The organism is Paraclostridium bifermentans, from assembly GCF_964259345.1.
Taxonomy (GTDB): Bacteria; Bacillota; Clostridia; order Peptostreptococcales; family Peptostreptococcaceae; genus Paraclostridium; species Paraclostridium bifermentans_B.
In genome coordinates this window covers 396,843-421,727 of the sequence record NZ_CAXVJR010000001.1, presented here as the reverse complement: position 1 = coordinate 421,727, position 24,885 = coordinate 396,843, and the positions used below count along the sequence as shown (strand labels likewise).

The window sequence follows — 24,885 nt, the reverse complement described above, 5'->3', positions numbered from 1 at the left end:
AAAATAAGTATTATACTTGCTAGCCTATTAGGCTAGCTTTTTACTTGGGATAAATATCCAAATAGATATATAAGTAAAAAACACTGTAAATATATGTGAAATATTGTAAATATGTTAAGATATTATTGTCAGATTTATAAAAAGGGAGAGGGATAAAATGAGAAAAATACTACCATTAGCTATAAGTATACTTTTGTTAGTAGGGTGTTCAAACTCAACATTTGAAAAAAGTGTAGAAGAAGCTAAATTAGCAATAGCTAGTCAAGAATATGAAAAAGCAGAGGGGTTATTTAACTTAGCACTAGAAGAGAAAAAAGATGATAAAGAAATAAAAGCCTTACAAGAACAAACAAAAAAAATAGTTGAAGCTAAAAAATTTAAAGAAGAAAAAGAATACGGTAAAGCTATTTCACTGTGTGAGGATATAGAAAAAATACCTAGTGAATCAGACATTGTAACTTCACAAGCTAAGAAGTTAAAAGAAGAATTGATAAAATTAAAAAACAATGAATCTAAAGAAGAAGAAAATAAAACAGATAAAGACGTTGAAGAAGAGGATGAAAAAGATGACAATCAAAATGTGTTATCAGCAAAAAGAGAATTGTACATACAAAAACTAAATAATCTTGAATTAGATTTAGAAAGTAGATATGCAAATGTGTACGCAAATGGATCTAATGGGGAGATGATAGAAGCAGCAGGTGAAGAGTATCATAGCTGGGATAATATTCTAAATGAAATATATGGAGAAATAAAAAAATATCTTCCAGAAAATGAAATGAATGAATTAAAAACTAAACAACGTCAATGGATAACTGAAAGAGATAAAGCAGCTGAAGATGAAAAGAAAGAGTTTGAAGGTGGGACAGCAGCACCATTGGCATATAACAGTGCTTTAGCTGAAAAAACAAAAGAAAGATGTTATCAACTTGTAGATGAATACATGAAATAATAGCAAAAAATAATTAATCTCCTACTAATAGAATTTATTGGTAGGAGATAGGTTTGATATATGTGATAAGTGATATACATGGGGAATTAGAATTATTTAAAGCTATGATTAAAAAAATTGATTTAAAACCAGAGGACACACTATATGTACTAGGAGACTTGATAGATAGAGGTGAACACTCAATAGATACTCTAATATTTGCTATGAGCCATCCAAATATAGAGTTTATAATTGGAAATCATGAAGATATGATGTGTAGTATATATAATGGTAATGAAAAGTTTTTTAATAACTGGCTAAGAGAGTGTAATGGTGGAAAAATAACTTTAGACCAATACAATGCATTAGAAGAAAGTATGAAATTAAAAATAGAAAAATTTTTAAAAGAAGCACCACTTTATAAGTTGATTGAGGTTAAAGGGAAAAAATTTATATTAGTACATGCAGGAATAAAAACTTTTAATAATTTAAGTTTAGAAGATTTAATAAAAAATCAAACTAGAAGAGATATTATATGGATAAGAGATGAATTTACTAAAAATCCATGTAGAAAAGATGTAACGGTTATCTTTGGACACACTTTTACTGAAAGCTTATGTAGTGAACATAGAATTTGGTATAGCTATATAACTGAGGATAAAAAGAATTATAATGATAAAATAGGCATTGATTGTGGATCATATGAATCAAAAAAACTAGGTTGTTTAAGATTAGATGATATGAAAGAATTTTATATAAGTAATAGTGATTTATCATAATCAAATAGCAATTATTTTAAACTTATAGGAAATATATTATATTTATAGATGAAGATTTAAAACGTAAATATAGCATTAGAAATAAAAAGTTTGGGCTAAAATGTCCAAACTTTTTATTTTGTGAGATAATAAATATATAAATAATAATTTTGGAGATGATAAAATGGATTCTAAAATAAAAAAATTAGTTGAAATAATTAATGAAAGCAACAACATTGTTTTCTTTGGAGCAACTAAATAGTTGTCAAAAACATACATAAATGTGATTTAACATACATGAATATGTTTTTGTTAATTGAAATAGCTCCCTACATTCATAAAGAGTGTAGAGTGGTAGAAAAATCTACCCAAAACTCCTTTAATTGCTGGAAGTTCCTAAAGCTAACTAAACCACAAAGTAAGGATGAAACAAGCCTAAGCTTGATGGTGACGAAAGTAGAAAAAATTAGTTAGATGGCATAAGGTTAAATCCTAAGTGCTTATATAATGGATAATCAGCAGCGAAGCCTCAAATAGAGGAACGTTCAACGACTAGAGAGAAATCTCGTACACTAAAGTTAGTGGAAATGGGGAGCATCCAAGATATTGGATGGTGATATAGTCTGTGCTTATGTGAAAGCATAAGAAGTTCATAGGAGAACTGGTTAGGATTAACGAACCTAATTGAACACTCTAAAAATATATACAAATAATTAGATAATAAAACAACCGTATTGTAAGCCAAAATGTTGGCAAAATGAAATTTTTAAAATACTAATAATTAATTTTATATTACACAAACTATTACTACAAAGAACATATGGTCGATAATTTTAACATAAGGTAGGTGGTAATAGTGGATACTGTCATAAAGAATATTAAACAATATTCATATGAATTAGATGAAGACAATTTAAAAGAACTACTGTATATAGGTAGTAAATATAATAGTGTTAAAAATTATATGTTTTCACGATATAGTGGGATAAACAGTATTACACTATTAGGAAAAGACCGAAAAATTAGAGATGAATATGTTAAATCAAAATTCTATGAACAATGGAAGTTACCAGCTAGGTACTGGAAATTAGCACTAAGCGAGGCTATGACTAATATTAAATCTAGTTGGAGCAATATAAAATTAAGAATTAAAGCTCAAGTTAAGGAAAATGATAATTTGAGAGATTGTGATAAATACTATATAAACTATATTTTAAAAAGTAATGAACTTTATCGTTGTATTTTAATTAAAAAAGAAATAGAAATTCCAAAAGTATTTAAAAATAAGGATTTAAATTATAAATACTTAAATAATCTTATAAGAAGATACACAAGAAAGTATAAGTGTAAAATTCCTTATTGTAATAAAAATACTACATTTTCAATAGATACAGGATTATATTCTTACAAAGATGGATGTATAAATATAACTTGTGCTAAAAAAGGAAAAAGGGTACCTATTAAATTAACCGATAATAATAAAAGAAATAATACTCTAAAAGTTAAAATAGTAGGTAATAAATTAGAAGTTCATTGTCCTTTGAAAATAAAAACTAAAAAGCATAAAGATTATATAAATACAATTGGAATTGATAAAGGTTATAAATACTTATTTGCAGTATCAAGTGGAAAAATTTATGGAGAAAATCTAAATACTTATTTAAATAAAGAAACTGAAAGACTGAATAAGGTTAATTTAACTAGAAACAGATTCTTTGCTTTATATAATAAATATTTAGATTCAGGAAATATAAATAAAGCCCATAAAATACTTGAAAATAATTTAGGTAAAATTAAATATATTAAAAACAAACTTAAATATGATGAAACTGTTAAATCATATATAAATTACTCATTGAATGAATTAATAAAAACTGAGAAACCAAAGGAAATAGTTATGGAAAATTTAGATTTTGTTAATTGGAATAAAACATATCCTAAAAATGTAAAATGTAAATTATCAAGATGGATAAAAGGATATATAAGAGAGAGAATTGAGTATAAATGTGATTATAACAATATAATCTACACTTATGTAAATCCTGCTTATACAAGTAAGATATGTAGCATATGTGGGAGTTTTGGAGATAGAAAAGAAGATATATTTAAATGTAGTAAATGTGGCAATTTACATTCTGATATTAATGCAAGTAAGAATATATTAAATAGAAAATATGATAAAGAAATTAGTTTATATACAAACTTTACAAAAGTTAAAAGTATTTTAGAAAATAGAGTTAGTTTAAATTAATAGATATTATTTAATCACAAATATATGTAAATCATAAATATGAAGCATGTATTTTATCGTAAAATACGAGGGTTAAATAAGTTTTAAGATTTCATTTTGGCAACACATAATTAAAGATACGGTTGTAGGATAAAGTGTTAATTATATGCACTTAACTGGTACATCCAAGGCTTAAAACTATCCGAAGATAGAATAAGTGCGAATTATCTAATTAATATATATTAAATTTTCTTAATATGAGTACATTTGTATATATTTTTGGAACCAGGAGCGGGAACTTCAACAGAATCAGGAATACCAGACTTTAGAAGTTCTAATGGATTATTCAATGAAAAACTAAACAAAAGATTTACTCCCGAACAATTAGTTTCACACTCATTTTATGTAATGCACCCAGAGGAATTCTTTAGCTTTTATAAAGACAAGCTTATATACAAAGATGCAAAACCTAACAATGCACACAAGGCACTTGTAGAGCTTGAAAAAAGAGGAAAACTAAAAGCTATAATTACTCAAAATATAGATGGACTTCATCAAATGGCAGGCAGTAAAAATGTTTTTGAATTACATGGTTCTGTTCATAGAAACTACTGTGAAAACTGTGGTAAGTTTTATGATTTAGATGGGATGTTAAATTTACCTGGGATTATACCACATTGTGAAGCATGTGGATCTATTGTAAAGCCAGATGTAGTTTTATATGAAGAAGCTTTAAATGATGATGTTATTAATAAGTCTGTAGCAGCTATAAGCAGTGCTGATTTATTAATAATCGGTGGAACTTCATTAGTTGTTTATCCTGCTGCTGGATTTATTAATTATTTCAAAGGTAAAAATATTGTTGTAATAAATAGAGATGATATAAATATCAATAAAAATAATACTTTAGTAATAAATGAATCAATAGGAGAAGTGCTTAAAGAAGCTATATTAGACAATAAATAAGGGGGTCGTGTTTCACGAGGTAGGGGTAGAGATTTAACTTTAAAACAAAAAGATTACAGTTATACACATATAGTATCAAATATATATATAACTATCATAACCTTATAATAAGCTATATAAACAATAGCTAATATAGTTTAAAAGGTGGAGACTATGAAAAAAGTTATTATTAGCTCTTTAATGGTTATATTTTTAACTGGATGTACTCAAACTAATGTGTATATAGATGAAAATGATAAAAATAATGACATAAATAAAAATCAAAAGGTCGAAGAAAACATAGATAAAGATAGCAATAAAGATAATATTGATAAAACTATAGAAAGTATCGTTTATATAGACAAAGTTTATTATAAAACTGATGAAGATATAGAGGATTTAAAATCAAAAGTTAAAGACAAAACAATATATGTCTACGCTAAAAACAAAGACAATGTACTTTTACTAATACAAACAAATACACATATAAAAGATATCAGAGTTCATACATTAGGAGAAGAATTTTACAATGAAAACTTTGATATAGATAAGTACTTAGAAAAATACTACGACTTAAATTATAATAACTTAGACAATATTTCACTAGATAAAAATAGTGCATTATTAATAAGAATTCATGAACCCGAAACCATACCAATGTATTGTATAAGTTGGGTTAACGAAAAAAATGAGAAGAAATACTACTTATTAAGCTATGGATTTGATGAAAATCTAAATGAAATACAAAGAGAATCAATTGAAATAAAATAGTTAAAAAAATATTTAGATTTAATGATTGTCTTATATATAAATTTATATAGTAATCAGTAATCTATTAAAAGAGAAGGATATCGATTAAAAGTCGATATCTTTTTACTTTTAAATAAACCATGATCAATAAATATTTATGAATAAATTGAAAAATACAGTGTTTTTCATTAGATTGAAAAAAATTTTGTAACATAAAAATAAAAGCTTTTAAATTATGAAAAATTAAGTTATAATGATTTGGAATTATAATTACATAGAATGGGGATAGTTAAATGAACGCACAAAGAAAAGGTATGTTACTTGCTATAATAGGAGCGGTGATGTGGGGAATTATGGGGATATTTGTAAGAGGACTTTCAGCAGAAAACTTCTCTTCATATGAAGTTTCATTCGTACGTTGTTTATTAGCAGGGGTTGTTTTTTTATTGATAAAAGCAATAAAAGAACCATCTATTTTAAAAATTGATTTTAAAGGACTTATTATTTGTTTTATTTATGGGATTGTTGCTTATGCAGCAAGTTTTACTTTTTATGGAATTTCAGTAGAAAGAATTCCTGTGGCAGTTGCTACTGTATTAATGTTTATGAGCCCTATATGGGTTGCACTTTTAGGTGTTATAGTATTTAAAGAAAAATTAAGTTTACAAACAGTTGTTACAATTGGAATTTGTATCTTTGGAGCAATATTAGTTGCAAACTTAACAGGATCAAGTGGAACTAGTATGGATATTATAGGTATTTTAGCAGGACTTGCAAATGGATTTGGAGTTGCACTACAAATTATGATTCCTAGATACTTTGCAAAGAAATATGAAAGAGACACAATGCTTGTATATGGATTTTTAGGTGCAGCAATTGCTTTATCTTTTGTAACAGATTTTTCTTTTATGGCAAACAAGATAGCTTCAGGAAATATGAAATTAATGTTTGATTTATTTGGAGTAGGTATATTATGTACAATGGTAGCTAACGTATGCTTTGTTAAGTCAACGCTATACATAGATACTACTACATGTAGTATACTTTCTGCTCTAGAAGTAGTTGTTGGAGCTATAGTTGGAATAATAATTTTCAAAGAAACTATGACAGGACTTCAAGTTTTAGGTGCAATTATAGTTGTGTTAGCATCATTAGGCTCAACAGTTTTAGACTATATCCAAAATGCAGCTTCTGTATTAGTTGGGTATCTGCCACCTGCACTAGCAAATCGTATGAATTTTAAGGCAAAAATAACATCTGAAAAAGAATAATATATTTAAAAGCTAAGGATATTGACTAATTAGTTGATATCCTTTTTATTATTTAAATGAAATATATAAATAACATTTAATAAACTAATTACATAGGTATATAGTAAAAAAAATTATTTAGGCGAGGAGCTAACAATGAATAAATACAAAAATATTCCTAATAATTTAATTTATTTAGTAGGAAATACACTTATGGTAGAGATTATATACAAATACAAGGGAAAAGAAAGATCTGTTTATGCTAAAGTAGAAAGTTTTAATATGACAGGCAGTATAAAAGATAGAATGCAAATAAATATACTTAGAAATGCTTATAAAACAAAACAACTAAAGCCATATGATACAATAGTTGAAGCTAGTAGTGGAAATACAGCAATAGCTTTATCTGCTATGGGAGCATATTTAAATCATAAAGTTTCTATTTACATGCCATCATCTGAAAGTATGGAAAGAAAAGAACTTATAAAGAGTTTTGGAGCAGAACTTAACTTAGTTGATGAAGGTTTTGATGAATGCATAAGATTAGCTAAAGAGGAATCTAAAAAGCCAAATGTATATTATCCTGATCAATTTAGTAATCCATATAACCCTCAAGCACATTTTAAAACTACAGGTCCTGAAATATGGCAACAATTAATAAGTAAAGGTAAGCTTTTGAATGCATTTGTGGCAGGAGTTGGAACTGGTGGAACTATAATGGGAACAGGAAGATATTTAAGAACGAAGAATCCTTTTTTAGGATTATTTCCAGTACAACCAAGTACATCTAAACCATTTAGAGAAAATGGAAATATTTATGCAAGCTATGATAACAAAGAAAGAATGCCGGTAGAACCAATGTCTATTCCAGGTATATCAACATCTTTTACGCCAAAAATAGTTAATTTAAATGAATTAAATAATGCTGTAATAGTAGATGATTCAGATGCTTATATAATGGCACAAAGATTGGCATCTGAATTAGGAATGGGAGTAGGACCTTCATCAGGGGCGAATTTAATAGGCGCTATAGTTATACAAGAAAAACTAGGTACAAACTCTGTTGTAGCTACTGTATTTTGTGACGATAATAAAAAATATTTAAGTACTGAATTAAGTAAAGAAATACTTTTTAAGCCAACGTATATTTCATCTCATGTAGAATTAATAGCTGTAAAATCTATAAATAGAATTTGTAAAACCAAATAAATAAGAAATTAAAAATACCATGATTATTAAATTTTCATGGTATTTTTAATTTCTTAATAATACTCAATAATTTAAATTCAAGCACAGTATGCATTTTGATTTTGAATTTATAAATTGATGAGCTTGTATTAATTTATTATAATTAAATTATTCAACTAAAAGACTTTATAAATACAGGGGGATATATGATTAGGATAGGGATTTGTGAAGATGAAAGAGAAATACAGGTTTTAATAGAAAATTATTTAAATGAGATATTAAAAAATATGAACTTAGAATATGAAATACAAAAATATAATTGTGGGGAAGAATTACTTGAGGGTAACTTAAAGGATATAGATATATTACTTTTAGATATACAAATGGGAAAATTAAATGGAATGGATACTGCAAGAAAAATACGTGAAGTAGATAGTGAAATGGAAATAATATTTATAACTTCTTTAATAGATTATATACAAGAAGGATATGAAGTAAGGGCTTACAGGTATTTATTAAAACCTATAGAATTAGAAGAGCTAAAAAAGCATATGTTAACTTGTATCAAAGAAATTGAAAAAAATAAAAATCATTGTATTTTAATTAAGAACAAGTCTAATACATACAAAATTTATTCAAATGAAATAAAGTATATAGAGGTTCAGAAAAAGGATATGACAATACATACTATAAATAAGACTTTTGAAGCTAAATATAGTCTAGAAAAAATAGAAAAAGATTTAAATTCGGATGGATTTGTAAGATGTCATAAAAGTTTTATAATAAATTTAAGTTATATAGAAAATATAAAATTAAATACTGCAATACTAGAAAGTGGAGAAGAAGTACCCGTTAGCAGATATAGGTATAAAGAGGTTAAGGAGAGATTTTTAAAATTTCTTGGTGATACAATATGTTAAATGTTATGCACGAGGTAGTACTAATTTTATCAATACTTATACCATTTACTGTATTAAAAGGTATATTAACTTATAAAAAAGAAGGACAGGAAAATGATAAAGTTGTATTTTACACTTTGCTTTTATCAACTTATATTATAGTTAAAATAAGCAGTTTATTTTCTACATCAAGAGGTTATTGTGCTAATACAACTTATTTAATTGACATAATTATATTTATTGTTTTTGGACTGTATTATAAATATTTCTATAAAATAGGCTATATTAAATATGGAATTGTTTTTTTTCTATTTAGAGTTTATTATGATTTGCTTTATGAGGTTTTAAATAGAATTTTATTTATTATAATTACAGGAGTTTCCCCGTCATCAGAGGAAGCTTTGTTAGTACATAAGTTAATATCTAAATTTGAAATTGTAAAAATTGATATATATACTTATATAATAATACTAATTATCTATGCTTTAGTTTTATATATTAACAAGCGTTTACATATATTTAATAATGAAAAAAGAAATTATATATATTTGAGCCTTGCTTTAATGATTAATATTGTTAATATAATTGGAAGATATACAATGGGAAACTATGTTATTAGTAATAATATTATTCTAAGCAAGATTTTAATTGAATGGAGAAATTCAATACCTATATTACAAGATGAATGGCATTATTTTGATCAACTTGTAATCCCAAAGTTGGTAGTAGCTAGTTGTATTGTAATAATATTGTTATTTAGACGAGTAATAAAGGAAAATAAATTAAAAGCTCAGGAAGAACTAATGCAAAATAAACTAGACATGCAATACTCTCACTATATAAGTATTCAAGAATCTCATATGAAGGTTAGGCAACTTTATCATGATATAAATAATCATATTTATTGTATAGATAACCTTAAAAATAACAGTAAAGAAGTTAATGAATACGTAAATAATTTAAAAGATGAGATTAAGGAATTTAAATCTATTCATAATACAGGCAATATGATATTAGACATTATAATAAATGAAAAAAGTGAACTATGTACAAAAAAAGGAATTAAATTTACTTGTGATATAAACTTTTCAAAGATTGATTTTATGAAACCTATAGATTTATGTAGTATATTTACTAATATTTTAGATAATGCAATTGAAGCTTGTGACAAGATAAATGATGAATATATTAATAAATATATTAGAATTAAAGGAACTATAGCAAAATCATTTTTTATAATCAAGTGTGAAAATAGCAAGGTCAATGATATTGAAATTAGAAAAAATAGATTTTTAACTGACAAAAAAGACAAATTTACACATGGAATAGGAATTAAAAGTATTAAATCATCTTTAGAAAAATATAATGGAGAATTATTATTTGAAGATGATAAAAATAAGTTTGTACTAAATATATACATACCACTTAATCAAAATACTGACAGTTGGGTCGATTAACCTACTAGTTGGGGCATACATATTGATGATGAAAAATAAGGATGTTATCTTTTAATAACAAAAGGTAATGTCCTTATTTTTGTATTATAAGAATTTATGAGTTTTCTCATATTTATTAAAGTAGCTAAAGTAATAGAGGAAAGCATTAATAAATATGTGAAAAGTAGAAATATAAATGGAGGAAGAAAATGTATGAAGGTAAAGAAATCGATATTAGCTATTATAGTAGTTTCAAGTATAAGTGTAGGTTTAATGGTAGGATGTATTCCCTTTGAAAATTCATCAAAAAACCCAATTAAAGATTCAATTAAAGTAAATAAAGAAAATGAATCTATTGAACTCTTTGAAGATTACTCAAAAAAAATGCACTCTAAAGAAGGTATTAATAATGTTAAAAAAGATATGTCTAAAAAGTTTTCAAAATCTATAACAGACAGTGGTCTTAGTATCGTTGAGTCACCTACGGATGGTAGTTTTGTACTATCTCTTGGAGGATTTGAAAAGCCACCTACACAATCTATTCAAAGTCTAAATTATTCTATGTCTGAAGATTATAAAAAGGATAAGGCTATACTAAGTATTTTGTGTGCTAAGGAATATCCTGAGAATATGGAATTATCTCAAAAGGATAAGTATGCTAAAGCTATATACAATATATATAAGTCATTAACAAACACTAAATTAACAGAAAAAGAGTTTTTTGATGTAGTTAAAAAAACATTTAATGAAGAAGAAGGGCTTGTAGAACTTCCTTATAAAAATACTATACCTATTCAAGTTGTTCAAGTTAATAAGTCTGGAAAATACATTAAAACTTTACAATTAAGTTGTGACTATGATTTTGATATTCCAAAGACTTAGTGAAATAGAAAATTTATAAAATAGTTAAAGTTAAATAAGTTAACAAAATGTACATTAAAATAAGGAGGTTTACATGAAAAAATATAGATCTATTTTATTGATATTAATTATAGTATGTTCAGCACTTACAGGATTTTTTGTATACGATAACTACTTTAAACCTTGGAAAGAAGCTGAAAAATATATTGATAAATATATGGTAGAACAAGGGGTTTCAAAAGATGATATAAGTAAAATTACAAAAGAGAAAGCAAAAAGAGCAACTTACTATGGAATACTTTATAAGGTGTATTATAAAGACGAACCTGAATATGAATATCAATATTTTTATAGTGATGACTACTATGCACAACGTGTAAATCACGTTTTATTGCAGATATATGACTCCAATGATAATAAGGAATTGAAAGGCTATAAAGAACTTGAAAATTTAAAATACCCACCAATTTACTTGGAGAAATAAATTATAAAGGGAGGAAATTTTATGGGGATATATTTAAAAATGGCATTGGCATATTTAAAGAGAAACAAACTAAGAACGATACTATTAATATTAGGGGTTGCACTTGGTGTGGTTCTAATATTTGGGACTAGCGTTATAAAAGAATCTCAAAATAAAAACACAGTAAAGGCAATACATAAAATCTATGGGGGTTATCATGCACAGTTTAGTAATTTGAATGCTGAAGATACTAAAAAACTTAAAAATGAAAAGGATGTATCAAATATTACTACAGTTCAAAATTTAGGAAATTTAGTAGATGAAAAAGGAAACTCATTTCCGCTAAAATCAGCAGATAAAAACTACATAACTAAAAAATCAGGAAAGCTAGTTGAAGGTAGACTTCTAAATAATAACAATGAAATAGTAATGGAAAAAGAAGCTTTAGAAGATATGAATATTTCTGATAAACTAAATTCCACATTAAAATTTACAGTAAAAAAGAAGTACACAGATTCAAAAGGAAATAGCCAAGTACATACTGAAAATAAAGAATTTAAACTTGTGGGTATTATAAAAAAACCAAAAGGATTTTATGATTTCTTTGATATATACTTTCCATTTGAAGCTCTTACTTATGGCAATAGTGAACCAAATAACTTAATACTACAAGATAATATTACCTATGATAGTTTACTTAGCTTGAAGAGTGGATGGCAAAATATTGATAAACAAGCATATAGCATAGTAGGCAAAAACAATTTTAGTGAGGATACTTATACACCAAACATGCCACTTGTTAGACAATTAATGGATACAAAAATAGAGAAAGATGACCCCAGTAACTATAAAAAAGAAGCTTTAATTATAATTACATCAGCAATATTTGTATTTAATATATTTAATATTACTTTAAATGAAACTATAAAAGAAACTGGATTACTTAGACTAATAGGTTCTAGTAAAAAAGGTGTTAGAGCTATGGTATTATATCAAGCTTTAATTATAATGATTTTAGGTATAATAGTTGGATTAATATTAGGAACGATATTTTCATATATAGGAATTAATATATTTAAACCTTATATATATGAAGAAGCAATGATTAATCCAAAGTTATATGTAAGTAAGGCAAATATTATAAAAGCTATAATAACAGGAGTAATTTCTATTTTAGTTTCTTGTATTATACCTATAATAAAGGTTGGTAAAATATCAGGAATAGAAGCTACAAAGAGTAGTGAGAAGTTTAAAGAACATATTGGAAGCTATAAAATAAGTAAGCTTTTTAATAAAATATTTGGATTCTATGGATTCATGGGGCTTAGAAATATTGGAAGAAATAAAGGGCGAGCTTTTATTTCAATGCTTTCAATTGCTCTAGGAGGATATGTATTTTTAACTACCTTTACAAGTATGGAGAATGAAATAAGTGAAAAAATTAAGGATATGCAAGAAAGATATGACGTATCAATAGAGTTTGGACCAAATACAGATACAGAGGTTGCAAACTATAGTGATAGTGATATAAATAAACTAAAAAATATAGATGGTGTAAAAAGTATAAATACAATACAAGCAGATAAAGTACTATTTGACTTTAAAAATTATAAAGTAGATAAAGGTTTTAAAATGCTAAGTGGAATAAAAGATAAAGAACAAATGAAACATGAAATAGATTTGAAATTCTATGGAAATGATTATATAAATGAAAATATGAAAGAGTTTTTAGAAGATGGAAGCCTCAATGATATAGGAAAAGTAACTAATGGTTATCCAAATGTAGCTGTATACAATTATTTTTATGACAAGAGTGACAAGAAAGTATTTGCAGATTTAAAAGTAGGAGACATTTTAAATATAAAAGTACCAACTACAGAAAATGGTGAAAATACATACAAAGAAAGTCAAGTAAGAGTAGCGGCAACTTTAAAACCTAACTGGATGGCTATGGGAGATGGGGATCTAGGTCGTAACTTTGAAATTGTAACATCTAACAATCATGCTATAGGTATTACTGGAAAGCAAAAATACACTAAACTAGGTATAAACTTAGAAGATTCTAATGATAAAGCTGTAAGTGATAAAGTAGAAGAAGTTTCAAGTGGTATTCATTTATCTAAGATTAAAAGTAAATTAGCCTTTGATAAGGTGCAAAGTGATGGAAGGAAAGAGTTTATTAAATCACAAATAGCAACTATAAGTTTAGTTTTAATAATAGCGGGAATTAATATTTTTTGTACAATAAGAACTAACTTGCTTATAAGAAAAAAAGAAATTTCTACACTTAGATCAATAGGGTTAAGTATAAGAAATATGAAAAAGATGGTTATTTATGAAGCGTTATCTTATGCAATATTAAGCTTTTTAATTGCTTTAATACCAGCTACAATGAAGCTAATTAAATATGCAAATTGGAACAATGATGCTTATAAAAACTATGGAGTAGACAACTTTATGTCATTTACATTCCCTTTTAAAGAATCAATAATATTTTTAATTTTATCTATTACAGTATGTTTAGTAGCAGTAGTTACAAGTAACCGAGATTTTAAAAACATGAATATTATTGAAGGTATAAAAGATAAAGGCTAGTTAAGTAAAAATCTATTTAAATATTAATATACAAAATAAATATTGTATTAGGGGGATAAATTATGAAAACTTTAAGAGTTACGGGATTAAGAAAGATATATGGCAAGGGTGATAGTGAAGTTAGGGCCATTGATGGAATAAGTTTAGAAATAAAACCACATAAGTTTACATCTATAATTGGACAAAGTGGTTCTGGAAAAAGTACATTACTTCAGTGCATGGCTGGACTTGATAAACCGACTTCTGGAAAAGTATTTATGGATGATTTAGATTTATATACTTTAAATGATGATAAACTTTCTAAAATAAGAAGAGAAGAGTTTGGATTTATATTTCAAAGTTATAATTTAATACCGGTTATAAATATTTATGATAATATAGTACTTCCGGTTTCACTTAGCGGTAAAAAAGAAGATAAGGTGTACATAAAAGATTTAATAATTAAATTGGGGTTAGAATCTCAAATCAATAAATTTCCTAATGAATTATCAGGGGGACAACAACAAAGGGTAGCTATAGCTCGTGCACTTGCAAATAAACCGTCAATTATATTTGCAGATGAACCTACAGGAAATTTAGATAGTAAAACTACTAAAGAAGTAATGGATATATTAAAGTTTTGCGTTAATGAATATAAACAAACATTAGTTATGATAACTCATAATGACGAAATAGCTAAAAGTGCTGATAATATTATAACTATTAGCGATGGGAGAATTGTATTTAACTAATTGTAAAAACCAGTCATATAAAATTTTATACAAAATATATGGCTGGTTTTTATATGTAACTTAATCATAATAGATTAATAACAAATTTACTTTAAATTTGTTATTTCTATTGAATCTAATAAATTTTCAGGGTACTCTAAAACATAACCTTTGAGCTCAATATCATAATTACACACAGGATTTTTACAAATTAAATAAGATATAAATTTATACTTTGTTTCTAATCCTTCTGAGTTTTTATTAGCGTTGAATTTATCAAGATCATCAATTTTAAAGTTATATAAATATGTATGTGCACAATTCGGACATTCAATATTACAATTATAATTTATAGGTGTTTCTAGACTCATAAAATATACCTCCCAATTTATATTTTATTCAATATAGTATTAATTCATTTTATAAGTATTTTTACCTATTTTGATTAAAAAATGCATTAAGAAAAATCAAAATATATATGTACAATAAAATTAACTATATGGTAGATACTCATAAATAAGAGTTGTTAGTATGGTAATTTTAAAGTTTATAATTGACCTTGAAGTTACTTCATACTTTAGAATATTAATTAAGTTAGGCCTAATTAAATTTATTTTAAAGTGTGAAAGGAACATAATTATGATTAAAAAAGCTAAACTTTTGTATAAATCTTTAAGTGCATTTAAACAAGAAAATCTTGCAGAGAGTTTTCAAACCATGTATCAAATTCAACCTTCTAGAAAAATTAATAAAGGAAATAATATATCTACATTAAAAAAAGACTTAAATCCTTTACCAGATATGTTCAAATTTAAGGGGGAAAATTTTGAAGTTAATAAGTTTTTGCAAGAAACTGATACCACAGGATTAATAGTTGTTGAAAATGATAAAATCAAATATGAAAATTACTTTTTAGGAGCTAATGAAAACACCTTACTATCATCTAATTCCGTTTGTAAATCATTTGTATCTGCATTACTTGGAATAGCTATTGGGGAAGGAGACATAAGTAGTGTAAATGACCCTATAGGTAAATATGTACCACAGTTAAAAGGTAGTGATTTAGAGAAAATATCTATAAAAGATTGCTTACAAATGTCTTCTGGGATTGATTTTGATGAAGATAGTGATATGAGCAAGATGTCAATTTCAATGTTACTTGGAAGGCCAGCTATTAAATATATCGCAAAGCTAAAAATGAAAAATGAGCCAGGCAAATATAGAAAATACTCAAGCATCAACACAGAGATAATAGGAGAAGTAATTACTAATGCTACTGGGAGAAGTTTAAGTCAGTACTTAGAAGAAAAAATATGGAAACGTATAGGCGTTGAAAATGATGCTTATTGGACATTAAGTAATAATAAAGAACTTGCTATGGGTGGATTAAGTATATCTCTAAGAGATTATGCACGCTTTGCAAGACTATATTTAAATAATGGAAAGCATAATAATGAACAAATAATTCCATATAATTGGATTAAAGATTCAGTTGATATAAGTGAACCTCACTTAAGACCTGGTGCAAATAATGACTCTTATAGTGCCCTTGGATATGGGTATAAGTGGTGGGTACCAGAAGGTAATGAAGGAGAATTTATGGCTATTGGCATATATAGTCAGTGGATATATATTAACCCCAAAAAAGGTGTTATTATAATAAAAACAAGTGCTCACCCTGGGTTCATGGATACTGATCATGAATTAAAAACAGTTGAATTATTTAGAAAAATTGCAGATAGCATATCATCATAATTAAGTAGCAAAAAGCACATATTATCTTTTTAGGGTAATGTGTGCTTTTTTGTTATCATACTTGAGTAAATTACATTTTTAAAATATATTGATAAATTGTTAAATATGAATTAATCAATATTTAAATTTATATTAACAAAGTACATGACATCGTCTGTTTTTTTAGGTAAATAAAATTCATATGTTACATAAGCAAAATTATTGTAAGAACATCCAAAATACTTATTAAGAGATAATATGTATTCATTTATTTGATCAACACTTCCGTAAAAATTAACTGAAATATAATTACCATTGATATCTTTTTTTATAGATTTTATAATATCTTTATTTAGATACTTTTCTAATATATTATTATTTTGAGGATTTTCTTTTATGAAAATAATATCTTCAATTTCTTGAACCTTAGCATTATCAATAACATTATAGAGATAAATATAAGTATAGTTCATCTCTTCATTTAAGCAAGACAGATCTTTTTCTAAAGATAAAATATCAACTGAAGAAATATTTGAATCGGAAAAACTCTTAATATCTAATTTATAAAGATTACCTTCTTTATGAATTGGTTTTAGATTTTCAAAGTTATACTCATTTTCAAAATTAGCTACCACATCTAATATTTTCTTACTTTTCTCTAAGTGATATTCTAAACGTTGTAATTCTTGTTTTTTTACTTTAAGTATTTCTTCTTGTTTTAATACTAAATTCCTATATTCATTTAAGTCTTCACTTCCTATAGTTTTCTTTATATCAGACAAGGAAATTCCTAAAAGTTTTATTCCAAGAATCAAGCTCAATTGCTCTAAATGCTTAAACTGATAATATCTATAACCATTTTCATCGTTAACTTCAGGTTTTAAAATCCCTATTTTATCATAATATCTCAATGTTTCTTTACTTATATTAAAAATTTTACTAACTTCCCCTATTGAAAGCTTCATACTATCACCCCTATTGAAATACTAAATATTTAATATATATCCAATTATATCACTATATCTAGGTATTTTAAGTAAAGTAAAAATAAAGCAGTGAAATTTTGCTAAACGAAGGATTTAATAATGCATAAGTATAATATCAATTATTCTATGAACATTTCAATTATATTAATTTATCCAAAAAATTCCTAAAAAATAATAAATTACTATAAAGAATTTACAGAAATTTCCGAATAAGTTAAATTGTGGACAAAACATTATGGGAGGAGACATTTATGAAAAGAAATAAAGCGTTAGGTATTTTGTTATTAGGCGCATTTGTAATGACACCGTTTTTTTGGAAAGTAATTCCCGCAAACGTTGTATATGCTGCAGAAGAAATCAATCTTAATGAACCAAAAGTTGTAAATATAGCTGGAGAATCAGTTAGCCAGACTAATTTATCTCTTGCAAACGATTTAGCTGCAAGGATAAAAGACAGGCCTGATGAGGTAGAGGTAACGGATTTGTTTGATGCTTGCGGTGCAACATGGCAGAACAAAGAACCATTTGTTAAAAATGTAATTAAGTATCTTGAATACGCAGATGCGGATTTTTATGCATTTAGAGGAACTTGTAGCTTTAGAGGAAGATATCAAAGAGATGGAAGTATGAAAATTTTTATGACTAATATGCATTGGGAGGAGACAATTGAAGAACACAATCAGGTAGTTGAAGAAGTAGATAGAGTAGTTGCAATGATACCTAAAAATCTGACAACAGCTGAAAAAATATTTTGGGTTAATAATTACCTAGCTACTACAGCACAATATAATAATGCAGCTGTTACTAATATTGAAAGTAATCCACATGCATATACGCCATATGGAGTACTATTAGATAAAACTGGAGTTTGTGAGTCGTATGCAAAAGCATTTGCGATGATTATGAAAAGACTAGATATTAAATCATATAGAGTTACAAGTATGGATATGAATCATACGTGGAACATAGTAGAAGTTGATGGTAAATGGTACAATATTGACGTAACACATAATGATCCAGTTGGTCTTAAAGAGGATGAATTGACATATAATTATTTTTTAAAATCATCTGATTATTTAGATGCTCAGTCAGGACATCAGGCACCAGATGAAAAATTCAAAAATTTACATAATACAGATAGAGATGAAAATCCATTCGGTATATATGGTGTAAAAAAACCAACTTTTGAGAATGATAAGTTTTACTTTTTTAATAACCACTATAATTTTTCAGAAAGATGGAATATAGATAAAACAGTGGATTTAAAAGTTTACAATCCAAACAATAATACATTAGAAACAGTAAAAGACAGAATTGAAAAGCCAATAGTAAAAATAGGTGACAAGACAGTAGTAATAAAGATGAATGTAGAAAATAAAAAAGCAGAAGCATTTTATTTGTCTAATTTAAATAATCCTATTGGTGAAGTAGAATTGAAAGATCTTAAATCACTTAAAATACTTAAGGATGAACATGGAAAATCTGCACCAATGAATTCTATAAGGGTAGATAGCATAGAGCTTGATGGCTCAAATTTAAAATTAAATCTGTTGTCATATAATCAAAGCTGGAATAACCCATTATTAAATGATCCATATAGTGTAATAATGCCTATTTCATTAGTAGAGCCGGTATCTACAGAACCAACACCTATAGAATCAATGCCAGAGAAACCGGAACCAGTAGAACCAACACCTATAGAATCAATGCCAGAGAAACCGGAACCAGTAGAACCAACACCTACTGAGACGATGCCAGAGAAACCTGAATCTGTAGAACCAACACCTATAGAATCAGCGCCAGAGAAACCGGAACCAGTAGAACCAACACCTATAGAACCAGCGCCAGAGAAACCAAAACCAGTAGAACCAACACCTATAAAACCAGCGCCAGAGAAACCGGAACCAGTAGAACCAACACCTACAGAACCAGCGCCAGAGAAACCGAAGCCAGTAGAACCAACACCTACAGAACCGGCGCCAGAGAAACCAACATCAGTAACAGAAGATCCATATGCTGATATTAAGAAAATGGATGACTTAAATCAACTTGTATATAGATATAATAGCAGCTATAATATTGATGAAAGAAATGCAGTTATCAGTAGAATAGAAGAATTATATCAGGAACACTATAAAAATTTCAAAACGACTTATGATTACAAAGAAGGAAATTTAACAATAAGAATAGCAAGCATGCTAGGGAAAAAGACAGATGTTTATAGTTTACACAGTAGATATCAGGATTATATAAATGCTAAGAGATATTATGAAACGACTAAGTTTTGGTATCAAAGTATGTTGTTATCATACGATACAATGCAAAATGCTTACAACCAAATGAAAAAATCGTATGATACATTAACTGATGAATACAGAAAAACAAATACATTACCGAAAATAGTTTCAGAAAGAACATCATACAGATCATTTTATAGAAATTTATAGAGTTTATATTAAAAAATAATCTAATATCTAGATTAATAAAGTAAAAGCCATTAAAATATATTTTAATGGCTTTTTTACGCTTAAGATTAACATTCTTATTAAAAAAATTCTCCCTATTTATAAATTTAACTATTATTATAGCAAAATTATAAATTTATTCCATTATTTTACAAAGTTTAGTATTTAGTATTAGTGCATTCTAGTGACGAAACATTAGTAGATGGTAATTTATATTTATTCATCAGATACAAAGATATCACGAAGGTGATTAGCTCGGCAAAAGGAACTGTAAACCATATTCCATTTATACCTATTAATTTAGGAAGCACTGTAATTCCTATAACTATAAATACTAAACCTCTACTTAAGGCTATTATTATAGATTCTTTAGCATATCCAATAGCTGTAAAATAAGATGAATATATTATGCTAAATCCATTGGAAATAAAGGCTAAAGCATATATTTTAGCTCCATTTATAGCTAAATCAAGTATGAATTTATCTGAGCCAACAAAAAGCTTAATTAAACTATCACTAAAGAAGAACAACACTATAAATGTAGCAATACATACTATAAAAGATACAACTGATGATAATTTTACTATAGACTTAACTCTATCAAATTCTTTTGCACCGTAGTTATAACTTATAATAGATGTTATACCATCAGCAATTCCAAATACTGTTAACATTCCAAATTGAGCTATATAGTTAATGCTTGTAAAAGCTGCGACGCCTGATTCACCAGCAATTTCAATAAATGCATTATTAAATAAATACGCTGATACAACAGTAGCTAATGCAGACATAGCCTCAGATGAACCGTTATATACAACTGGAACTATAGTACTTTTATTAAATTTTCCAACAAATAAATTTATAATATTTTCTCTTTTTAACATTGGTGATACAACCACAAGAAATACTGATGAATATGAAAGCCCTGTAGCAAGAGCAGCACCAGTTATACCTAGTTGTAGCTTTTTTATTAATATATAGTTTAGAGTGATATTTACAACTAAACTTGCAATCATACCTTTAAAGTACAAATCAGGCTTTTCTACAAGTCTATCAGCAAATCCAATTAAAAAAGCTAAACACATTGGAACTATACACATAGATATTACTTTAATATAATTTGAAACATCATTAATCAATATATCGTTAGCACCTAAAACTAAGCCTATATTTTTACTAAATAAAACTCCTATTAATGAGAAAAATATAGCACCAATACCTAAAAGTATAAGCGAAGTTTTAAAAATATCTTGAGTTAATTTTTTATTGCCTTCACCTAAACTCCTACCCATAAAGCTTAAAGAACCTACACTTATTAACATTGAAAATCCTATAACAAATTGTATATAAGGACCACCTAAACTAACGCTAGCCATAGCATTTGGTCCAATTAGATTTCCTAAAAATAAACCATCTATAACGGTTTGCATGCCTGCAATAACCATAGCTATAATAGCTGGGACTGAGAATTTTATAAATAATTTTGATATCCTACCTTGTTTTAATATATTTTCTTGCATATTTATTACCTCCAGAATCAATTTGTGTTTTTGATTATAAAGGGTGAAGTAACTTCAAGGTCAATATATGTTTTTGCAAAAATATTATAAAATTTAAAATTAATCTAAAGTATTCGTATAGATAGATTAAACTTTATATTTATGATTAGAACATAAAAAGTTACAGATAAAATATTCTATAAAATATATATAGAAATTGAAGGATTAAACGTTTTCTGTGGAGATTTCCCCTTTTTGTGTTATACTATGTATAACAGATTAAATACAAAGTCTTAATAAGGAATAATAAATATTTCTGATGACAAATTGGAGGGGAAAAATTATGAAAATTACTGAAGGATATATGCCTTTTAAAGGTTTTAAAACTTATTATCGTATAGTAGGGGAAGCAACTCAAGGAAAGAAACCATTAGTATTACTTCACGGAGGACCAGGTTCTACACATAACTACTTTGAAGTATTAGACAAAGTAGCTGAAACTGGTAGACAAGTAATAATGTATGATCAAATAGGATGTGGTAACTCATTTGTAGAAGGTCATCCAGAACTATTTAATGCACAAACTTGGATAGAAGAACTTATGGAACTAAGAAAACACTTAGGACTTGAAGAAATTCATTTATTAGGTCAATCTTGGGGAGGAATGCAAGCTATATGGTATGCTCTTGAGTATAAACCAGAGGGAATAAAATCATACATACTTTCATCAACTCTTTCATCTGCAAAACTTTGGGAAAAAGAGCAAAAAAGAAGAATATCATACATGGATGAAGCTGATCAAAAGGCTTTACTTGATGCAGTAAAAACTGGAGATTACTCTAGTAAAGAATATAATGATGCATTAGACAAATTTATGGAAATGTACTGTGCTGGTAAGGTAACACAAGATTCTCCAGAATGTTTAAGAAGACCTAAAAAGTCAGGGGCAGAAGCTTACGTTGTAGGATGGGGACAAAATGAATTTTCTCCTACAGGAACTCTTGCAGGGTATGAATTTACAGATAGATTACATGAAATAAAAGAGCCTTGTTTAATAACAAGTGGAGCGATAGATTTATGCTCTCCATATATAGCAAAAACAATGTATGATAGAATACCTAATAGCAAATGGGAACTATTTGAATATTCAAGACATATGCCATTTGTTGAGGAAAATGAATTATACATAGATGTTTTAACTAAATGGCTAGATGCAAACGACTAAAATTAGATAAATTTAATATAGGAGATTAAGCTATATAGCTTAATCTCCTTTTTATTATTTTTTAGGTGGATTTCCTCCATTAACCATAAGGAAATTACAACTAGCAGACTTTAAAGTTTTGAATTCTTTGCTATCTTTGTATTTATCAACATGTTCAGAAGATATAGAAACTTTATCTATTTCACCAGCTTCATATAAGTTTACTGCAGCATTAACATCTTTTACAACTTTAAAATTAACCTTATCTAAATTAACAGTAGCACTATCCCAATAATTTGGGTTCTTTTTTAAAGTATATTGATCTTCCATTTTCCAACTTTCCATTACAAATGGGCCATTACTAACTAATTTATCTTGAGCAGTTCCATAATCAGCACCAAATTCCTCGACAGCTTTTTGATTTACAGGGAAGAACACAGGAAATGCCATAAGTTGGTCAAAGTAGTTTACTGGCCTATTTAGCTTTATTTCTAAAGTTGAATCATCTATTGCTTTTACACCAACTGTACTTGCATCTGTAACTTTACCTAGGTTGAAATCTTCAGCACCCTCAATATCATACATTACATAGGCATATTCACAAGCAGTTTCTGGAGTTAAATTTCTTATGAAAGCAAATTCAAAGTCTTTAGCAGTTACGGAATCTCCATTAGACCACTTAGCATCTTTTCTTATTTTAAAGGTCCAAGTTTTTGCATCTTCAGATTTTTCCCAACTTTCGGCCATGCCAGGAGTCAATTCATTATTAATATCAACTCTTACTAAGCCTTCCATAACATTGTTTATAGCTTCAAATGATGTTGAATCAGAAGCTTTTGCAGTATCCATAGAAGAAATATCTGATACAGAAGTAGTATTTACTTCATTTTTACCATTATCCAATTTAGCCCACTTATAAGAGGTTTGTGGACCAAATGAATAGTTAGCTACATCTTTTAAGTATTCTTTTTCTAAAAATGCATTAGATTTTTGATACAAAGGAGTTATAAAAGCGCTATCTAGTAGTATTTTTTCAGCCTTCATATAACTTTCCCAACTTTCATCAATAGTAGTTGATTGTTTTGCTTTTGTTATTAAATCTTTGTATTCTTGATCTTTATAACCTACATTTATAGCATATCTACCTACATCAGGACAGTATATTTCTAAGAAGGTAAGTGGATCTGGATAGTCAGCACCCCATCCAGCTATTGATAAGTGGAAATCTCCGTTTGAACCTTTTTCAGTTTTTAATTTAGTAGGTAATTGTTGAAGTTTTATAGTAGCACCCTCTAAGGATTCTTGTAATTCAGATTGTATGAACTCAGCTATTTTTTTGCTTTGCTCAGTATCGTCAGTTAAAAATTCAAACTCTACAGTATCAAAATTAAGCTCTTCTTTAGCTTGAGTCCAAGCTTTTTTAGCTTCATCATCATTAGGTTCATAACCAATTTCACCGGCTACATTTCTATAATCATCACCTTTTTCATTAAAAGCTAATCCATCTGGAACAAATCTATTAACAGGTTTTGAACCATTATTAAGAATAACACTAGTTAGTTGCTCTTTGTCGATTGCTAAAGAGATTGCCTTTCTAGCATTTTCATTTTCTAGAACTTTGAAAGGATCTATATCTTGTGAAGTTTTAGTATCTTCATTTGTAGAAGTACAACCAACAAGAGATATACTTGATATAAGTAGTGAACCTAGTAATATTGAAGCTTTTTTCCTTAATAACATAAAATACTTTCCCCCCTAAAAACATTAAAATTTAAATTTACAGTTTAATTAGTTCTTGTAAAAGAGGTTGTTTCCTTTTTATTTACATAGGGAAAGTTATATAGAAAAAGATAAAAAACATAAATAAAATAATTAAATAAAAAGCATACTACAAAATTAAATAAATTGATTTAAATTATTACAATCAATTTTATATATAATTCGGGAAATTAATTTACTTACATTTAATATATGGTATTAT

At 27.0% G+C, this 24,885-nt stretch carries 20 protein-coding genes; 16 read left to right on the top strand and 4 right to left on the bottom strand.

Annotation, left to right across the window (positions count from 1 at the left end; all coding sequences use genetic code 11):
* Nucleotides 1–157: 157 nt before the first annotated feature.
* The 13 genes from ACEXNK_RS02195 to ACEXNK_RS02135 all read left to right on the top strand — a co-directional run bounded on the left by ACEXNK_RS02195 (nucleotide 158) and on the right by ACEXNK_RS02135 (nucleotide 15,037).
* Nucleotides 158–952 (top strand): lysozyme inhibitor LprI family protein, encoded by a 795-nt coding sequence (locus ACEXNK_RS02195; RefSeq protein WP_373600465.1) that lies wholly within the window; start codon nucleotides 158–160, stop codon nucleotides 950–952.
* 62 nt (nucleotides 953–1,014) lie between these two features.
* Complete coding sequence (locus tag ACEXNK_RS02190; RefSeq protein ID WP_373600502.1) at nucleotides 1,015–1,710, top strand: metallophosphoesterase; 696 nt, start codon at nucleotides 1,015–1,017, stop codon at nucleotides 1,708–1,710.
* Between the two features lie 835 nt (nucleotides 1,711–2,545).
* Nucleotides 2,546–3,940 (top strand): zinc ribbon domain-containing protein, encoded by a 1,395-nt coding sequence (locus tag ACEXNK_RS02185; protein ID WP_373600464.1) that lies wholly within the window; start codon nucleotides 2,546–2,548, stop codon nucleotides 3,938–3,940.
* Nucleotides 3,941–4,186: 246 nt separating this feature from the next.
* Nucleotides 4,187–4,885: an NAD-dependent protein deacylase gene (locus tag ACEXNK_RS02180; protein ID WP_373601538.1), complete on the top strand. Its 699-nt coding sequence runs from the start codon at nucleotides 4,187–4,189 to the stop codon at nucleotides 4,883–4,885.
* A 153-nt stretch (nucleotides 4,886–5,038) separates the two neighbouring features.
* The gene (locus ACEXNK_RS02175) at nucleotides 5,039–5,635 is read left to right on the top strand and encodes a hypothetical protein (RefSeq protein ID WP_373600462.1); all 597 of its coding nucleotides are present in this window, start codon (nucleotides 5,039–5,041) and stop codon (nucleotides 5,633–5,635) included.
* Between the two features lie 272 nt (nucleotides 5,636–5,907).
* Complete coding sequence (locus tag ACEXNK_RS02170) at nucleotides 5,908–6,885, top strand: DMT family transporter (RefSeq protein ID WP_373600461.1); 978 nt, start codon at nucleotides 5,908–5,910, stop codon at nucleotides 6,883–6,885.
* Between the two features lie 135 nt (nucleotides 6,886–7,020).
* Nucleotides 7,021–8,073, top strand: coding sequence for a PLP-dependent cysteine synthase family protein (locus ACEXNK_RS02165; protein ID WP_373600460.1), 1,053 nt, complete (start codon nucleotides 7,021–7,023; stop codon nucleotides 8,071–8,073).
* Between the two features lie 185 nt (nucleotides 8,074–8,258).
* A complete protein-coding gene (locus ACEXNK_RS02160; protein WP_373600459.1) occupies nucleotides 8,259–8,972 on the top strand; it encodes a LytR/AlgR family response regulator transcription factor in 714 nt (237 codons plus the stop codon).
* Nucleotides 8,966–10,408, top strand: a complete 1,443-nt coding sequence (locus ACEXNK_RS02155) for a GHKL domain-containing protein (protein ID WP_373600458.1) — start codon at nucleotides 8,966–8,968, stop codon at nucleotides 10,406–10,408. Before ACEXNK_RS02160 ends, ACEXNK_RS02155 begins: the two co-directional genes overlap by 7 nt.
* A gap of 192 nt (nucleotides 10,409–10,600) precedes the next feature.
* Nucleotides 10,601–11,269: a hypothetical protein gene (locus ACEXNK_RS02150; RefSeq protein ID WP_373600457.1), complete on the top strand. Its 669-nt coding sequence runs from the start codon at nucleotides 10,601–10,603 to the stop codon at nucleotides 11,267–11,269.
* A gap of 73 nt (nucleotides 11,270–11,342) precedes the next feature.
* On the top strand, nucleotides 11,343–11,732 hold the full coding sequence (locus ACEXNK_RS02145) for a DUF3139 domain-containing protein (RefSeq protein WP_373600456.1): 390 nt from the start codon (nucleotides 11,343–11,345) through the stop codon (nucleotides 11,730–11,732).
* A 21-nt stretch (nucleotides 11,733–11,753) separates the two neighbouring features.
* Nucleotides 11,754–14,306, top strand: coding sequence for an FtsX-like permease family protein (locus tag ACEXNK_RS02140; RefSeq protein ID WP_373600455.1), 2,553 nt, complete (start codon nucleotides 11,754–11,756; stop codon nucleotides 14,304–14,306).
* Between the two features lie 62 nt (nucleotides 14,307–14,368).
* Nucleotides 14,369–15,037, top strand: a complete 669-nt coding sequence (locus ACEXNK_RS02135; RefSeq protein ID WP_373600454.1) for an ABC transporter ATP-binding protein — start codon at nucleotides 14,369–14,371, stop codon at nucleotides 15,035–15,037.
* A gap of 86 nt (nucleotides 15,038–15,123) precedes the next feature.
* On the opposite strand, the gene ACEXNK_RS02130 is transcribed toward ACEXNK_RS02135, so the two are convergent.
* Nucleotides 15,124–15,387, bottom strand: a complete 264-nt coding sequence (locus tag ACEXNK_RS02130; RefSeq protein ID WP_373600453.1) for a hypothetical protein — start codon at nucleotides 15,385–15,387, stop codon at nucleotides 15,124–15,126.
* 268 nt (nucleotides 15,388–15,655) lie between these two features.
* Between ACEXNK_RS02130 and ACEXNK_RS02125 the strand changes: the two genes are divergently transcribed.
* Nucleotides 15,656–16,771: a serine hydrolase domain-containing protein gene (locus ACEXNK_RS02125; RefSeq protein WP_373600452.1), complete on the top strand. Its 1,116-nt coding sequence runs from the start codon at nucleotides 15,656–15,658 to the stop codon at nucleotides 16,769–16,771.
* Nucleotides 16,772–16,881: 110 nt separating this feature from the next.
* Here ACEXNK_RS02125 and ACEXNK_RS02120 read toward each other — a convergent pair whose 3' ends face one another.
* Entirely contained in the window at nucleotides 16,882–17,715 is an 834-nt protein-coding gene (locus ACEXNK_RS02120) for a MerR family DNA-binding transcriptional regulator (protein ID WP_373600451.1), read from the bottom strand.
* Between the two features lie 272 nt (nucleotides 17,716–17,987).
* Here ACEXNK_RS02120 and ACEXNK_RS02115 point away from each other — a divergent pair, with 272 nt between their 5' ends.
* The gene (locus tag ACEXNK_RS02115; RefSeq protein ID WP_373600450.1) at nucleotides 17,988–20,183 is read left to right on the top strand and encodes a transglutaminase domain-containing protein; all 2,196 of its coding nucleotides are present in this window, start codon (nucleotides 17,988–17,990) and stop codon (nucleotides 20,181–20,183) included.
* 176 nt (nucleotides 20,184–20,359) lie between these two features.
* Here the strand turns inward: ACEXNK_RS02115 and ACEXNK_RS02110 are convergent, their stop codons facing one another.
* Nucleotides 20,360–21,721, bottom strand: coding sequence for an MATE family efflux transporter (locus tag ACEXNK_RS02110; RefSeq protein ID WP_373600449.1), 1,362 nt, complete (start codon nucleotides 21,719–21,721; stop codon nucleotides 20,360–20,362).
* A 322-nt stretch (nucleotides 21,722–22,043) separates the two neighbouring features.
* Here ACEXNK_RS02110 and pepI point away from each other — a divergent pair, with 322 nt between their 5' ends.
* On the top strand, nucleotides 22,044–22,925 hold the full coding sequence (gene pepI, locus ACEXNK_RS02105) for a proline iminopeptidase (protein WP_373600448.1): 882 nt from the start codon (nucleotides 22,044–22,046) through the stop codon (nucleotides 22,923–22,925).
* 54 nt (nucleotides 22,926–22,979) lie between these two features.
* Here pepI and ACEXNK_RS02100 read toward each other — a convergent pair whose 3' ends face one another.
* Complete coding sequence (locus ACEXNK_RS02100; RefSeq protein WP_373600447.1) at nucleotides 22,980–24,644, bottom strand: ABC transporter substrate-binding protein; 1,665 nt, start codon at nucleotides 24,642–24,644, stop codon at nucleotides 22,980–22,982.
* Between the last annotated feature and the right edge of the window lie 241 nt (nucleotides 24,645–24,885).

Bases quoted from the DNA above. Each gene is read 5' to 3' on its own strand.
- ACEXNK_RS02195 (WP_373600465.1), top strand. From the start codon at position 158: ATGAGAAAAATACTACCATTAGCTATAAGTATACTTTTGTTAGTAGGG.
- ACEXNK_RS02175 (WP_373600462.1), top strand. From the start codon at position 5,039: ATGAAAAAAGTTATTATTAGCTCTTTAATGGTTATATTTTTAACTGGA.
- ACEXNK_RS02170 (WP_373600461.1), top strand. From the start codon at position 5,908: ATGAACGCACAAAGAAAAGGTATGTTACTTGCTATAATAGGAGCGGTG.
- ACEXNK_RS02165 (WP_373600460.1), top strand. From the start codon at position 7,021: ATGAATAAATACAAAAATATTCCTAATAATTTAATTTATTTAGTAGGA.
- ACEXNK_RS02160 (WP_373600459.1), top strand. From the start codon at position 8,259: ATGATTAGGATAGGGATTTGTGAAGATGAAAGAGAAATACAGGTTTTA.
- ACEXNK_RS02155 (WP_373600458.1), top strand. From the start codon at position 8,966: ATGTTAAATGTTATGCACGAGGTAGTACTAATTTTATCAATACTTATA.
- ACEXNK_RS02150 (WP_373600457.1), top strand. From the start codon at position 10,601: ATGAAGGTAAAGAAATCGATATTAGCTATTATAGTAGTTTCAAGTATA.
- ACEXNK_RS02145 (WP_373600456.1), top strand. From the start codon at position 11,343: ATGAAAAAATATAGATCTATTTTATTGATATTAATTATAGTATGTTCA.
- ACEXNK_RS02140 (WP_373600455.1), top strand. From the start codon at position 11,754: ATGGGGATATATTTAAAAATGGCATTGGCATATTTAAAGAGAAACAAA.
- ACEXNK_RS02135 (WP_373600454.1), top strand. From the start codon at position 14,369: ATGAAAACTTTAAGAGTTACGGGATTAAGAAAGATATATGGCAAGGGT.
- ACEXNK_RS02130 (WP_373600453.1), bottom strand. From the start codon at position 15,387: ATGAGTCTAGAAACACCTATAAATTATAATTGTAATATTGAATGTCCG.
- ACEXNK_RS02125 (WP_373600452.1), top strand. From the start codon at position 15,656: ATGATTAAAAAAGCTAAACTTTTGTATAAATCTTTAAGTGCATTTAAA.
- ACEXNK_RS02120 (WP_373600451.1), bottom strand. From the start codon at position 17,715: ATGAAGCTTTCAATAGGGGAAGTTAGTAAAATTTTTAATATAAGTAAA.
- ACEXNK_RS02115 (WP_373600450.1), top strand. From the start codon at position 17,988: ATGAAAAGAAATAAAGCGTTAGGTATTTTGTTATTAGGCGCATTTGTA.
- ACEXNK_RS02110 (WP_373600449.1), bottom strand. From the start codon at position 21,721: ATGCAAGAAAATATATTAAAACAAGGTAGGATATCAAAATTATTTATA.
- pepI (WP_373600448.1), top strand. From the start codon at position 22,044: ATGAAAATTACTGAAGGATATATGCCTTTTAAAGGTTTTAAAACTTAT.
- ACEXNK_RS02100 (WP_373600447.1), bottom strand. From the start codon at position 24,644: ATGTTATTAAGGAAAAAAGCTTCAATATTACTAGGTTCACTACTTATA.